This window comes from Bacillus safensis (genome assembly GCF_039619585.1).
GTDB classification, from domain to species: Bacteria; Bacillota; Bacilli; order Bacillales; family Bacillaceae; genus Bacillus; species Bacillus safensis.
Genome location: NZ_CP154909.1, coordinates 766,331 through 781,575, shown reverse-complemented (window position 1 = coordinate 781,575; position 15,245 = coordinate 766,331). Strand labels below are relative to the sequence as shown.

15 protein-coding genes are annotated in these 15,245 nt (G+C 37.3%); 2 read left to right on the top strand and 13 right to left on the bottom strand.

Translation table 11 applies throughout. The features are described 5' to 3' along the window. Positions 1-33: 33 nt before the first annotated feature. From AAYR28_RS03860 to AAYR28_RS03800, 13 genes are all read right to left on the bottom strand, one after another. On the bottom strand, positions 34-315 hold the full coding sequence (locus AAYR28_RS03860; protein WP_024425245.1) for a hypothetical protein: 282 nt from the start codon (positions 313-315) through the stop codon (positions 34-36). Between the two features lie 342 nt (positions 316-657). Beyond that, positions 658-1,941, bottom strand: coding sequence for a hypothetical protein (locus AAYR28_RS03855; protein WP_120208579.1), 1,284 nt, complete (start codon positions 1,939-1,941; stop codon positions 658-660). A gap of 23 nt (positions 1,942-1,964) precedes the next feature. Further along, complete coding sequence (locus AAYR28_RS03850) at positions 1,965-2,534, bottom strand: hypothetical protein (protein WP_034283720.1); 570 nt, start codon at positions 2,532-2,534, stop codon at positions 1,965-1,967. A 225-nt stretch (positions 2,535-2,759) separates the two neighbouring features. Further along, on the bottom strand, positions 2,760-3,944 hold the full coding sequence (locus tag AAYR28_RS03845) for a DUF1835 domain-containing protein (RefSeq protein ID WP_120208581.1): 1,185 nt from the start codon (positions 3,942-3,944) through the stop codon (positions 2,760-2,762). A gap of 250 nt (positions 3,945-4,194) precedes the next feature. After that, positions 4,195-5,382, bottom strand: a complete 1,188-nt coding sequence (locus tag AAYR28_RS03840) for an MFS transporter (protein ID WP_120208584.1) — start codon at positions 5,380-5,382, stop codon at positions 4,195-4,197. A 26-nt stretch (positions 5,383-5,408) separates the two neighbouring features. Next, positions 5,409-6,230: a MerR family transcriptional regulator gene (locus AAYR28_RS03835; RefSeq protein ID WP_120208587.1), complete on the bottom strand. Its 822-nt coding sequence runs from the start codon at positions 6,228-6,230 to the stop codon at positions 5,409-5,411. A 289-nt stretch (positions 6,231-6,519) separates the two neighbouring features. Then, a complete protein-coding gene (locus tag AAYR28_RS03830) occupies positions 6,520-6,789 on the bottom strand; it encodes a hypothetical protein (protein WP_254001613.1) in 270 nt (89 codons plus the stop codon). Between the two features lie 281 nt (positions 6,790-7,070). Continuing rightward, a complete protein-coding gene (locus AAYR28_RS03825; protein WP_120208589.1) occupies positions 7,071-7,481 on the bottom strand; it encodes a DUF6508 domain-containing protein in 411 nt (136 codons plus the stop codon). A gap of 275 nt (positions 7,482-7,756) precedes the next feature. Continuing rightward, complete coding sequence (locus tag AAYR28_RS03820) at positions 7,757-8,608, bottom strand: LPO_1073/Vpar_1526 family protein (protein WP_120208591.1); 852 nt, start codon at positions 8,606-8,608, stop codon at positions 7,757-7,759. Positions 8,609-8,611: 3 nt separating this feature from the next. Continuing rightward, positions 8,612-8,791, bottom strand: coding sequence for a hypothetical protein (locus AAYR28_RS03815; protein WP_217008931.1), 180 nt, complete (start codon positions 8,789-8,791; stop codon positions 8,612-8,614). A gap of 51 nt (positions 8,792-8,842) precedes the next feature. Continuing rightward, positions 8,843-9,862: a DUF4062 domain-containing protein gene (locus AAYR28_RS03810; protein WP_120208595.1), complete on the bottom strand. Its 1,020-nt coding sequence runs from the start codon at positions 9,860-9,862 to the stop codon at positions 8,843-8,845. Positions 9,863-10,829: 967 nt separating this feature from the next. Beyond that, a complete protein-coding gene (rlmD, locus tag AAYR28_RS03805; protein ID WP_120208598.1) occupies positions 10,830-12,227 on the bottom strand; it encodes a 23S rRNA (uracil(1939)-C(5))-methyltransferase RlmD in 1,398 nt (465 codons plus the stop codon). Between the two features lie 102 nt (positions 12,228-12,329). Beyond that, positions 12,330-13,199 carry a DNA-3-methyladenine glycosylase family protein gene (locus tag AAYR28_RS03800; protein ID WP_111927629.1) on the bottom strand — a complete coding sequence of 290 codons (870 nt, stop codon included), beginning with the start codon at positions 13,197-13,199 and terminating at the stop codon, positions 12,330-12,332. A gap of 434 nt (positions 13,200-13,633) precedes the next feature. Here AAYR28_RS03800 and AAYR28_RS03795 point away from each other — a divergent pair, with 434 nt between their 5' ends. Continuing rightward, positions 13,634-14,143, top strand: coding sequence for a stress protein (locus tag AAYR28_RS03795; RefSeq protein WP_345808932.1), 510 nt, complete (start codon positions 13,634-13,636; stop codon positions 14,141-14,143). A 133-nt stretch (positions 14,144-14,276) separates the two neighbouring features. Further along, a complete protein-coding gene (gene corA / locus AAYR28_RS03790) occupies positions 14,277-15,236 on the top strand; it encodes a magnesium/cobalt transporter CorA (RefSeq protein WP_024425843.1) in 960 nt (319 codons plus the stop codon). The last annotated feature ends 9 nt before the right edge of the window (positions 15,237-15,245 follow it).

The window sequence follows — 15,245 nt, the reverse complement described above, 5'->3', positions numbered from 1 at the left end:
GAGGAGCTCTCAAGCAGCTTTTTTGCTTCTGTATTAATGAAGTGCTATTTGTTCATTCATCAAATCAATGGCGTAAAGCGATTGCTCATATTCATCTAATAGAAGGTAGACTTTGAGCGGTGCAGCGGTTTGATCTGTCTGCTGCGTGAATAGAACACAAGTGAATTTTTCGATTCCTTCTGGCAGCTTGCTTTTCAGAAAAGGATGAAGAATAGGAGAGATTCGAAGGGTATCAACATCTTTCAGCCAAAGCTCATCTTGTAACGCAGGATAATGGTCAACCAAAAACTGACGAAACACTTCCAATGTACTCAAGGTAGATATCCTCACTTTCTTCTATTTATGGCTTTAAGCTTACCTAAAAACAAACATGTTCAACTCATCCTATGATCTTAGTCCGCCTAGTTTCGCTTACTACTAGAGACATGATTTCATTTTTTCTTCTAAAAGATTTGTAGATCAACTTGACTGCAATGGGTTTTCAATATGTATGACGTTTACTATATGAAATACGAATTCCAACCGATGGACCTATGATCATATTCTTATCTGTTTCTTTCGTGATGAAACGACAACTTCCTTCTACAAAATTCCATTTTTATTCTAAAAAGAGGAAAATAGGCAAAAAAGAACAGCTGCTCACTGTTCTTTTAGAAGTTATGAAAGGTCTGTCAAAGAGAACACTTCACCGCTCACTGCATCAACGCCTTCATGACAGTCGAGCTTTCCGCATAAAACATATTGTTTTTGCACATCGTCATAGACATAGATGGGTGTAAGTTCGAGGCGTTCTCTCAATGTTTCAAAGGCTTCTTTCGGAGATATGGTGATTTCACTAGCTGTTTGAGATGGATTGAGTATCCCGCATACTTGAAACATCTCTTTTTTATCTATGTAATTAATGGCTTCAAAAGTGCTGGCGTCAATGAAGACCTTGATCTTATCCATAAAACCACAGCCTTCTTGCTCATTCGTTTTTAATATCGCTTGGATGTAGCCATGATCACGGTGGAGTGTTTTTAGCACCCACTTCCCTGTATCCTTTGAATATTTTTGCGCCAAAAAGGTTCGAACCGCTTTGATACACGCAGCTTGCTCTTCTTTTGAGATTGGGAAGGTATCTGGTGAAGGCTCCAGTGACAAGGCTTGTTCAGCAGTAATGTCCTCGTTTATATCGATTTCCTTTTTTTCAAAGGCTTTGTTTAACGGTTCATTCCACTCCATGACCTGATGCATGTGTATACAATGCGTTTCTTCACGTCCAATTTCAAACGGTATTGTTCCTGTTCCATCGTTCTTGACATAAATTTCTTCTAACGCATATATAGGGCGGATTCGATTCTGCTCGAAGGATGGCCAATCAAACCGCTGCACTTGCTGCTTAGCTAAATCCTCGATCCTATCAATGGAAAGCACATATTCTTCAGTTTTTAGTCGTTTTTTTGCCATAAATGGCCCTCGATGTATATAGTGAATGAGCTGCCCATGTTCATCCCATTTCACTTCGATTCTGCCTGAAGGCGTCACTTTCACACCATCTATTGCTTCTTCGAAAAAAAGTTCCCCTTTCTCCTTTTGATGCATGTGAAAATGCTCACCATAGACCAATCCTGTTTCTTTTTCGATCCATTGAATGACATGAGCTGGATAAGGCCTCTTAAATGTGACACCATTCTTCGCGAAGGTTTTGTCCATGACAAAAATGACCGTTTCAATCTGGCCTGTATTTAAGTTCACGTCAATCACAGCTGTGCCGTCCGGGTTTAGATCATCGTCCTCGGGTTCAGCTTCATGAGAGGGAAACCATTCCATATTCAATGTATAAACCGTTTCATTGAACATATTGACGTAGCGATAAAAACTGTGCCTTTTTAAATAGTAAAGATCTAAACCAAATTTCGCCTTTGTCTGATCGATCAGTTGTTGAATGTTTGCATTCATTTGTTTCACCTCAACATTCTGTTTTATGGAAGAAAAAAGATGACGATAAATCCGAATATGACAATCACTGATAATAATCCTAAAGCCATTGCCATCATGTTTGATTCCTTTGTAAAGCCTTTTAATCCATGCGCTTCCGTCGATCGGTCGATTTTTCTAAAGCGAAAGAGCATGCTTATATTGATAATGGCTAGAGCCATAACAAATAAGAAAATGAGAAACTTAGGTTCTATATGAAAAAATGGATCTTGCATCGTTTGAAAACTAAATGACTGGAAGAACATTAGTCCGCTCAATATCAATTTCCAAATGTTTTCCACTCTTTGTTCTTTCTCCCACTCTTTTCCCAATTTCTCTTTTTCATAAATGGCTACCTGCTCAAATATGGGAATGATAGACTTTGTTGATCCTTTTTTGATCAAGCCGTAAATGCCTTGAAGGAGCATGAAGATTCCTAAACAAAGAAAGAAATATGTAAATTGAATCTCAACTTTTTGAATCAAAACAAAAAAAATCAAGATCATCATGCCAAATAGCAAATTAGAGGTAACTACTTGTTTAGTCCTCATTTTTTTCAGTGCAGCTTGTTCCATGTAATACTCCTCTCCGTTTTAAATGTTTCTGTTGAACGCTCTATCTTTATTACGATTTTACCGAAAAAATGTTTCAATATTTTCCCTTTCCATTGCAGATTCCGTTTTTCTGCGGATCTTAAATTCTTTCATAAATAAAAAATAAGAATTAAACATTCATTTCCATCAGTTCAACGAATGTCTAATTCTTAGAAAACCTACATTTACTTAATTAATTCTATTGTTTTAAATAAAATATCTCGTCATTTCACTTGGGCTGTATTCAATTTGATACGCAGGAGATAATTCACGTTTCACTTCTTTCGTGATTCGCTCTCCTTCTTGATTAAACTTTCTTTCCATGTCTACGCCATTTGGCAGTAAATCATCGATTTCTTCGTCAAACCAGCGACCATACTGTATATTCCAATTCCAAATCTTTGAGAAAAGGGTATCGCTTACTGGTACATCATCTCTTTCTAAATGACATTGACAATGCCCGCAATGAAAGGGTTCACTACCGTAATCTCCTTCAATTTTCACAAAAGGATGATCCACAAACTCTCGACAGCACACCCACTTTTTGAAGTTCTGACCAAACTCTGTCAGTTTAATCGAGTAATAACGCATGGAAGTTCGTTTTCCTTTCATGTCAAAAATCCCTTGATCAATTAATGTCTTGAGTCGATATTCAATAAAATCATCGCCGGTATACTGATCTAAATGACCAATGACTTCTCCTATTAGACGTGGAGTTACGATGTACTCTTCTTCTGGCGCGGACTGATGAAGCCGCTTAGCCATTTTCACTAAATAAGCATCAAATTCATCTTCTGGTACGCTGATCGTTTGCCCTTTTTTCCATATCCGCAGCGTATGATTTTCTTTAGCAAGTGAAAGCCATTCGTTTTGTAATCTTTCTCTCTCTTCTTTTGTCACTGGGTGAATATGCTCTTTACTCTCGTACAAAATTTTAAATTTTTCAGATGCAATTTCTCCGGAATGTCGAATATCCATTCTTCTTGTATTTGTATTGAACAGCTGATCAAATGCTGTCGTTATATTGATTACAGACAATTCAACCCTTTTTTCTTTTAATAAATAGACGGCATATCGCAAGCCAATTTGCTCATGGGCATTACTGCCTGTCCAGATGAGAATACGACTGCCTGCTTTTATTTCTTTTATTTGCTGAAGCATTCTGTGCTGATCGTTGACCATGTCGTCAAAATAGCCAAATTCATTTGACATCACGTTACGCAGCCACTCTATACGGTTCGCTTGTCCTTTATGTTCGTGTAAATGTAGAAGTGGTCCAATCGAATAAATATCATCAAAAGCGATGATATCATCTATTTGATCTTGCTTCATTTCACGTACTGCTTGTTTTAAACTACCGGCAGCTGCCGCCCCAAATATGATATGTATCATCATCCGTCTCCCTTTATCTTACAGTTTATTTCATCTTCACCTATTCATGGTTCTTACGTCAATTCTATTGAGTCAATTTCATTCAAAAGTATGACAAGGAGATCAGGTATTTACAGAAGTAATAAAGCAGAACTGTAGAGATAAGAATTTTTATAAAAAAAGCCCACGAAATGGGCCAAGGAACTACCCGAAATAAGCAGTTCCCACAATACAATACTAAATTTGTATGTTCACTAGTGAATCGATCATGTTATCTACCTTGCTCCATCACCTTCAAACTCTTCTGCTGAGAGATTCGGTCAAACGCCACCATCAAGATAGTCATGAGTAAAGCAAGAAGAACCGTTCCAGCGCTGATCCAGCTTAGGTGCAATATAGATGTCCTGCTCAATACAAGCCCTCCTAACCCCGAGCCTAAAGCAAATCCGAATTGAATAAATGATGTATTGACACTTAATGCGATATCAGGAGATTTGGGTACAAGTGTGACGAGATACAGCTGCTGAGCTGGCGATGTGCTCCATGTAGCAATCATCCATATCATGATCACCACCACCATGACCACGAGTTTCCCTGTCACAAATGCCAGCAGCATAAGCATGATGATTTGTAGAATAATTCCGGAGAAAATTGTGAATGTTGGGCCTTTTTTATCTGCTGCAACCCCTCCAAGACTGGAGCCCAAAAAGCTGCATATTCCCGCTAGTAACAAAATGCCACTGATTTCTGTGATGCTAAGGTTAGCTGATTCTTGCAGGAAGGGCGTTAAATAGGTAAATAAGGTGGAGTATCCTCCTACATAGAACAGCGTCACTGTCACTGCCAGCAAAATTCTCTTATCCTTTAATATCGATAACTGCATACCTAGCGTCACCGTTTCTTGTTCTTTCATAGAAGGGATGCGCCTATACACAACAATCAGCGGAATGAGCGTGATCAATCCAATGGCTGCAAATAATGCTTTCCATCCAATCATGCTGCTTAGAAACGTCCCGATTGGCACACCTAAAACTAAGGAGCTGCTTAATCCCATTAAAATGATGCCAATCGCTGTTCCTCTTTTTTCTCGTTCGACAAGACGAGTAGCCACTGCCATTGCCACCACAATGGCCGTCCCTCCACTAATTCCTTGTAAAACCCTTGTCATTAGCACCATTTCAAACGAATGGCTGACACTTGTGATGATATTACTTAAAGTAAAAATGATCAGCATCCATGATAATATTTTTCTGCGGTCGATATTGATGGTCAGTGCAATGACAATCGGCGCGCCAATTGCTGCGGAAAGTGCTAGTGATGTGACCAATAAACCAGCAGCTGATGTCGTGACCTGTAAATCATCTGCGACCATTTGAATAATTCCTGTAATGATATATTCGATTGTTCCGATTAAAAAGGCTGCTAAAGCAAGTAAATAGACAACGGCTTTATTTTTCATCGTGACGTTTCTCCTTTGGGCAATGTTTACGATTTGACTTCATTTTTTATAGGAATTTGAATTTCAATGAGTCTTCCTTCTCCATTTTCAGCCAACGGGTAATAAATCTCTCTCCCCGGCTGATCTTCTTTCATGCGATATCCGTTATGTTCAATCCATGTCGCCAGATCAACACAAGCAGTTTGTGCAAATGGAGAATCTGAATGAAATAAGAGCGTCGCCATGGTTTCTTCGGCTGGTAACGTACGTATCGTGATGCTTTTAGGCAGAGAGCCCCTTATCGCTTTCGCGGAATACCCAACCTCAAATTCGAACTCACTTTCTTTAGCAATTGATTCCCTCCACAGCACGATTTGCGGCTCAGAGTTCAATTCTTGCGGATGTAACAAATGATGAAACGTTTGAAAGAAGGAAGGGATTTCGTCAACAGTTCCGTTGGATTGAAAAGACATGAAACGTTTGCTTTCAACCGATTTGATGATAACCTCCTGCTCTTTTTCAACACACCCCTCTCGTTTGATGAGGTGCATCCGCTCCTTAATACGCGCTAATTTCTGTTGTTCTCTCTCGATCAATTGCTGAATCTCACTCTCTTTCAAGAGAAACATGCCCTGAATCTGCTCGACAGAAATATCTTCACGAAGAAGCTGTCCCATTTGCTTTAACGTAAAACCTAATTCCTTGTACAGAAAAATTCGATTGACCTCAAGCAGCTGCTCAGCTGAATAATACCGGTATCCAGATTCTTGATCGATCTGCTTAGGCTTTAATAAATCTATTTGGTCATAATACCTTAAGGTTTTTACAGGGACTTTACTTAACATAGAAAAATCGCCGATTTTGAACATCCTGCATCTCCTCCGATTTGTTGATCTGATCAAAGTATAAACCTTTCAGTAAAGGGGAAAGTCAATAGAAGAATTTAATATTCATTCGTATTATCATTAGATTAAGTTGAAGAATACAGACTCCAACTTCACATTCATTATCTATTAAGCATTCAGTCACCATGAAATAACTGCTGTTACGTAAAAAAACCTAGATTTCTTAAAATCTAGGTTTTGCTAATTTTTTGATTCTGATTACATTACATGCACACAATTTGAGTTACTTTGTAAATTTACATCTATATATCGATTAAAGTTTTTCTAACAATCCCATCTGTTCAACAATCTTTATATCATTCATAAATCGTTGTAAACTTACTTTATGCTCTTTTTTTTGTAAATCTGTTGAATAACCTAAGCATATATTAAAAATACTATCTAACCTTTCTCCATTTCCACTATAAAAATAATTCGTCAATACTCCATTATTTTCACTTGCAGGAACCACAACTGTAGCCATCTCTAATACATATTCTATATCTTCTTTAGAAATCGTTCGATCTTTTTTCTTAGCACTCATGAATTCATCCTATGAATAGAACGAATCGTACCTTCAAGTAAATTGAGTATAGACTTCTTATAAATGACATACACACTGTGAATATGACTTTTATCAGGACAATAGGGATCTTGTAAAATGAATTTTATACGTTCATCTTCTTTTTAAATTTTTATTGCATCAAGTTCATATAATAAAATTTGATCAATTTCTTCTATTTTCAAAGGAGGAAAAGTATCGACTACATCGGTTTTATTTTTCATTTGATCACTCCAATAATTGAAATAAACCGCCCACCGCTCTTACTCCAAACAATCCAATCTTTCAAGACACTTCAACATGTTTCCACTTTTAAAGAAATTGAATATGGCTCCCTCACTAAATCGCTCAGCTCTCACCACTCCCATGATGAGAGCAAGTACACACTGCGCATTTAAATTTGAGAGGTCCCCATTCTCGATATCGTTCAATCCACCTTCAATGCCATTATCTTTTAGGATCTCTCTGTAGCGGGTAAGCTCCAGCTCTTGATGTTGTTCTACAAAGGTATAGACATCTTCGATAAAGTGACGGACCGTTTCGGAATAATGGACAAAAGGCATCTGGATTGGGCGTTCAGCTGTTCCATCATTTTCTTGATCGATCACCCATTCTCCGATATGGTCCTCGCGGAGCATCGGTATGTATTTTGTTAGACTCTCGAATTGGCTCATTTCCATCCTCCTCTACCTCATTCATATGGTTTACTCTGATCGACACCTATGGATCAGTATATAAAAAATCCGTGATTATCCTACCGGCTAGACACCAGTATTCAAATCACGGACAGTCTTTATTCACTTCACTTTTTTACACTCTCACCATTGATACAACGGTCTCCACAGTATTGGGTTATAGAATATACAGAAATTTCATTAGTACATTAAAAACAAGTAATTCACAAAAAATCTATTCAAGTTTTATTATAAGAATATCAAAATCAAAAATTTTATCCTACAATCCAGATATCTAAATCACCATACGAGGAACCAACTTTTCTAGTTAAATTAGTATGGCCAATTGCAATTCCAACTGAAGTGATATCCATATTTTTCAAAGATGTTTCATTCCATGATTTCATTATCTGAGAAGATAAAGGGAAACCGTTAATTTTATGAACTATTTCAGCGTTATTTTTAGAATCAAATATCTTCTGATACTTTTTCTTAAAACATTCCTCATATTTAGTTTGACCGATTGATAACCTTCCACATCCAGCATAGATAAGATGTTCTAAAAGTGTAACTTCTTCTACAGTTGGTAGTTCATTAATAAACTTACAATAAATTCTCTCATAGTAATCTAATATTTCATCAATTTCTTTATCAGAGTCTATGTATAGATTATTGACAGTTCTTCTGATAATAAAAACTAAAGAGAGTATATCAATTTGCTTCTGATTTAGCTTCGTAACCACTGATAGTGACTCATCCAATACAATTTGCTTTAACGACCTATCATCTTCTTTTGTTCTTTCCACAAGCAATTCAATTAATACCTCTTCTAAATTTTCATCACCTGTTCTTGCAAATTCTTTTTGAGCAGTGTACATTGCAAATTGCATATCAGGATTTTTCATTTTTTCAATTCCAATAGGATTTTCTTGCTTTAACTTTTCAAGAGTATCAATTACTAATTTCTCAGCTCTATAAGCAGCAATTTCCGCAGCCTGCTGAGAAAGTTCTAAAAAATTCGCCTTAAACAAATCTAGTGCAATATTTCTTGCCTCGTCTGCAGTAACACCAACATTAATAACTTGAGCTTGATAGTTAGTGCTATCCTTACCACCACTTTGCTTCATAATTCAATCCTCCTTTCTAGGTGCATTTATCGTCATACTTCCAGAAGATTGGTAATTATTGGAATTATTCCCACCTTTTTGCTTTTGTAGTACCTTTTTTGATTTAGACATCTGCTTACTAGTCAAAAAAGTTAAAGCAAAAACCCCAATCCCACTAAACACCCATGTATACCATTCCATCATCGTCATCCTCCATTAATTGTATAATATGTAAGCGTTTATTTTCTAATTGTATTAATTATACAAAACAAATCTTGAATGACGAACAAAATTTTTTATTTCTTCAATAGTTTCATTCGTTATATCATTCAATTCCTTATAATATTTTTGATATTTCAATCTTTTCTCATCATCTACAAATCCAAAGTTATCATTTAAGTCAGGATATAAATACTTCCTATCTCCTAAAGTGCCACGTAAAGTAAAAAAATTGACTGATATAAAATAAAAATATTTATTTAACTTTTCAATTATTTTTTCAAATAATCTCTGAACATCTTTATTATAAAAATGGGTGCTGGGTTTTTCAGCAAAATACAGCAGCTCCTCAATCTCTCTTCCTTCGTGAACATAAGACCTTTGAAGAGCTATCGTTTCTATTTGAGAAATAAAATTACCTTCTTCTATAAGAATAATTATCTTATCTAACAAGGATTCATCTAATTCTAATATCTTATTTTTACCATTTTCTACTTGTAATAAATCTTTGAATTTTTTTGTTCCTCTAATCCAACCTTTAAAATTATATTCCTTTTCATCATTTTTCATAAATTCATTTAAAGCTAGAGTAACTTCGGTCGAAATCTGATTTATATCCTGAACAAAGCTAACTAAATTTGAAGTAACCAATTCTTTAAATGTTGCATACTTATCAATATTATGACTATCAACCTCATGTTGATAGACCTTTAAATTAATGTTAAGACTCTTCTTATTTGCTAAGTATTGTTCATTTAAAACTACTGCAAAGACAGGAATTCCATTTTTCAATGCAAATTCGTATTCCAACTGAGTATAACTTTTACCGCTTCTCGGCTCGATTGAACCATACTTACCACCAAGTATCAACATGAGTATATCTGACTCTTTAATCCATTTTTCTATAATAGTCCATTGATTTTTGTTTGCAGGAATAAATAACTCCATTCCTGCAGGAATATGACCCGCTCTCAAAATACCTTCAACAGCTTCTTGTCTTTCATCTATTAAATCTAAGTAAGTAGAAGAAACAAATACTTGTAGCTTTTTACACACGGTCTAACCTCCCGATAATCTTCTATATCAAATAATAAAAAAGAAATTAAAGTTTAATCACAAAACATCTCCTAAATCAAAAGAAAGTTCAAAAAAATGACAAGTATTGTCGCGAGATAAAATAATTAGTATGGATTGCCGCTAAATATCATCTACCAATTAAATAAACTATCTCACTTTTAGAACAATTATCTCTACTTTATCCACGAATAATTTTGTCAAATATTAATATATCTCAACTTAAGAATAAATACCCTTACTTCCCCCTGTGAAATATCATAAAAAATTCACAATGTCTTCTGTAGATACCTTAACAAATAAGCAAGTACCACTGAAATTTCATGGAAATCGATAAGTTTATCCGCTACGACCGTCTAAAATAAACTTTAATTATCATACAAAATAAGCCATTTAAATTTTATTAAAAGTGACCTTGTTCACTCATCTTCTACCACCTTTAGTTTTTTATTCCTCATTTTTAAGTGTTGTAGATAGAACGATAGGAGATTAAATTATTAGAACTATTAAAGATTTCTGAGGTTGCTAAAATCTTAAAGCTATCTGAAGATCGAGTTTATGTACTCAACAATACAAATGATATTTCTCTTATTAAAAGTAGGCAGTTCGGTATGAGTGCTACAGAATGACTAAGTTTATATCAATGTTGGTTTGGGGTAATAGTGATAAATGAACTTGGAAAATTTTATTTCGATGAAACTGTAGCGGAGTATTATATGTCAAAAACAAACTATCCGTAAGAGGATAAAGAAAGATAAGTTAAAGGCTCTAAAACTTGCAGAAAGATTTGAAGCTATATGAAACTGCACTTGAAAAATCTGTTTGACAAGCATACTATAAGTGATTAAAAAAAATGGATAAAACAGTAGAAAAACCCGCTCATTTAGAAATAGGGAAGATTAAAGTACATTACAACCTTCCCTCTCTCTTTTCTCTTATTAGATACAGTTTAATGGACTGTATCTTTTAAAACAAGCTTAACTATCACTTCCACATGCGCCGTATGCGGAAACATATCGACTGGCTGCATGTATTCGATTTTGTAGTCTTTTGACATGTATTCAAGGTCTTTTGCTAGTGTGGATGGGTTGCAAGAGACGTAGACAAAGCGTTTTGGTTTGACTTGTTTGACGGTGTCTAAGAAGGTGCGCTCGCAGCCTGTTCTTGGCGGGTCGACGACGATGACGTCAGGGCGGAAGCCTTCTTTGACCCATTTTGGTAGCCAATGTTCAGCTGTTCCTGTTACATAGGTCGCGCTTTTCATGCCGTGTTTTTTGGCATTTTTCTTGGCATCATCAATCGATTCTTTGATGACATCCATTCCTCGTACTTCTTTGGCGCCATCTGAGAGCCACATCCCAATGGTCCCAACGCCGCAATATGCATCGACAACCTTTTCTTTGCCTGTCAGTTTGGCCGCTTTTTTCGCTTCATCGTAAAGCTTTAGCGTCTGCTTCGGATTCAATTGGAAGAAAGCACGTGCACTCAATTCAAATGAGACGTCTCCTAAAAATTCTTGAATGACCATATTGCCAGCTAGGTGAGATGTTTTATGGCCGAAGATGACCGACGTTTTTTCACCATTAATATTGTGCATAATGGACGTCACTTCAGGCAGACGTTTTTGAATGGCTTCGGCTATTTCTTTTTTCTTTGGAAATTCAGGTTTTGATGTGACAAGAACGACTTGTACTTCCCCTGTTTCAAAGCCGACACGCACGACAATCGATCGTACGTCGCCTTTTCTTGTCCGTTCATTGTAGACCGATACGCCGAATTTCTCTAAAATTTTGCGGACAACGCCTGTTGTTTTGTTCGTTTTTGGATGCTGCACGATACATTCCTTGATCGGTACAAGCTTATGGGAATTTAGTCCATAAAGTCCTGCAATGATGTCTCCGCTATGAGAACGTCCTACTTGGAACTGACTTTTGTTTCGGTAGTGCCACGGATCTTCCATGCCGATCGTTGGCCGAATATCAAGCTTTTCAACAGATAGCTTTGTATGACGCTCCATTGATTGAATGACAATATCACGCTTTTCATTTAGTTGCTGCTCATACGCCAAATGCTGAAGCTGACAGCCGCCGCACTGTTCGTATACTGGGCAAGGCGGTTTGACTCGATGCTCGGAGCGCTTTCGCACTTTTCTCACTGTGCCTTCTGCATATTTTGCTTGGACATTCGTTGCTTCAACCACCACTTCCTCACCTGGAAGCGCGCCTGGGACAAAGACCACTTGCTTTTTAAAATAACCGACCCCTTCACCATTAATGCCAAGGCGTTTAATGGTAAGCGGGAACTGCTGTCCCTTTTGCAAAAGGGCACCTTGCTGTTTTTCTTTCACTTTATTCTCTCCGTTCTATTTGAACCCTTAATAGGTTGTCTTCATTTTATTCCATCTCATTAGTATACCACGTCTTAGACAAAGAGAGAAAATGCCTTTCATTTATTTATCTGTCTCAATGCTTCTCCATAAATATAAAGAAGCGTAGCTTAAATATGGTGTCCATTCCTTGCTTAGCGCTGCCATCTCTTCTTTTGTCGGTTTTTCAGGCAGGTCGAAGTGTCGTTTGATTGCGTTTTGAATGCCAATATCTGCCACCGGAAAAAGATTTGGTCTTCCAAGCCCATTCATAAGCACATTTTGAACCGTCCAAGGTCCAATCCCTCTAATCGGAAGCAATCGCTCTTCCACCTCCAGATCAGATAAATCGTGTAATTCCTCTAAACAAAGTGAGCCGCTCACAATTCGTTTCGATACATCGATGACATATTCTGCTTTTCGCTGACTAAATTGAAGCTTTCTCAAATCATCTGTTTCAAGAGAAGCAATGGTTTCTGGTAAAGGATCGAACCATACACCTTCTATTTGCTCGCCGTACGTATGGACAAATCGTTTCGTGAGCTCGTAAGCAAACGAAAGATTAAGCTGCTGATGAATGATGCATTTCATTAAACAATGATATAAATGAAAATCCAGCATGAGCGGCGTTCCAATATGCTGCTCAAAAATGGACCCTAGATTGGTTTGAGAAAAATGGTCTTGAATCATGTGTAATTGATGCTCCATGCCAAATATCCGTTTCACCTCAGAAAGAAGGGGTTCCTCTGGGCCGTTTGATCGCACACGGAACATAGGCGCATCTTTTGTTCCAGTAGCTTGAACGATGACCACGTACGGTTTTTGCTCTAATCTGATCGGCACTTTTATTTCTCTTTGACTCAAATCGACTGCTTTTAATGGATCACTTGATAAGCGTCTAAGCACTTGATCGAAATGATACGGCGGCTCTACCGCAAGCTGTTTTTCCCACATACATGTCCTCTTCCTTTCTGCAAACATACGCAGATGTGATTGTTTCATTTTGCATGAATGATTCTCTAGATTGAATACTTTTAAACATAAAGAGTACAAGAATTTATCAGTTATATCTTCCTTATTTGTGGTCATTCTCCTTTTGGATAGATGAAAGTTTTTAGTCGAATTCAGCTAAAATTCGACAGCATCCTGCAACATTTTAGGCTCATTTTCCTTAAATTAGAAATAGAACCTCTGGGTGATATCTTCCATTCCAAAAATATTTGTATAATTATGACATATCAAGGAGGTGAACAAAGAAATTAGCGGATTAGGCAATCATTTGTTTTATCTTGCAGGAACATATTTACCTCATTGATGACCGGCTTCACTTAGTTTCACATTTTACAAAAAAGAAGACCCAAAATTTAAAAACAAAGGAGATCCGACCAATGAAAAAAACAATTCTTTCTGTTGCCCTTGCCACTGCTGTTTCTTCGACACTGCCAGTATTCGCTGACGCTGCTGAGCCAAAAACTTCAGGACCTGTTTCTACTACACTTCAGCAAACTGTCTTAAACAAAGCTGCTGAAGGTAAAGCATCTACAACTGCAGGAAACGTTAATATTAACTTTGATGTACTTGGTATTGCAAATGCATTAATCAATGCTGCAAATGCTAACACAAACCGTGAAGGCTTTGTCAAAGGATTAATGGAGTCTGCTTTCTATGCTGCCGGCGCAAAATACAATGTCATGGTATTTAACTTAAGTCAAGGTTATGAGACTCGTTTCAACGGCGTCAAAACGTTTGCTACTGTGAAATACGGAAGTATTACGTACGGAGTCTGGGTATTTGAAAATGGATCTTTCACAAACAAAGGTGACGGCGGCTACATCAACTGGGCATTTAGAGGCTGGTTCGACCGTAATGGTGGTTTCGTCAACTTCCGTCGCCCTTAATTCTCGGTTTTATCCATCAATCATACACGCACATTGAACCGATCTCAAAAATGAGATCGGCTTTTTTTATGAAGAAAACGTATAAGTTCACCGGCGCTGCTTCATGATATAATGCAAGTCTGGAGGGGTGCACATGCTGAGAAAACTTGCAGTGACAAAAAACGGCGACTTGATTGAACATGCAACATTGCAGCAGCTTTCAAGCCCCGATATCGCCTGGTATTGGATTGATTTTCATGCGCCAACGGAAAAGGAAGCAGCGCTTTTAAAGGAATATTTTCATTTCCATCCACTCGCGATTGAAGATTGTTTTCATTATTTACAGCGGCCCAAGCTTGATTTTTATGAAGGATATTTGTTTTTCGTGCTGCATGCCCTTAATCAAAAAACGCTTCGTTCTGAGGAAGTCGATCTGTTTGTTGGTGAAAACTATATCGTGACCTTTCATTTGAAAGAAGCGCCGTACGTTGAACGTGTGATTCGAAAGCTCAAAGGCTCTGATAAAGCGAGAAACAGCGGACCTGAGCATATTGCCTACATGCTGATTGATGAGCTTGTTGATGATTATTTCCCTATTATTTATCAAATTGAAGACAGGCTGAATGAAATTGAGGATGAAGAAGGGCATAAAACGTATGGCACGCTGATGAACGAAGTATTTGGGATTCGATCCGATTTGCTCAAACTGCGAAGAACGATTATCCCAATGAGGGACCTTTTATATCGTATTGTGAACACGAATATGATGAAAAGCGATCCAAACCGCCATGCTTATTTTAATGATATTTATGATCATCTTTTGAAGTTAACCGAGATCGTTGAGTCAAACCGTGATATGACAGCCGATTTGCGAGACAGCTATCAGACGCTGAATTCCAACCGGATGAATGCGATCATGATGACATTGACCATTGTATCGACCATTTTTATTCCGTTGACCTTTATTGTTGGGGTGTACGGAATGAACTTTGACAACATGCCTGAATTACACTGGAAATACGGCTATTTTGGCGTGCTGATTTTTATGGGCCTCCTCGTCACGGGGATGCTTTTGTGGTTTAAACATAAAGGGTGGTTTAGGATTTTTAAATAGTGTTTGACT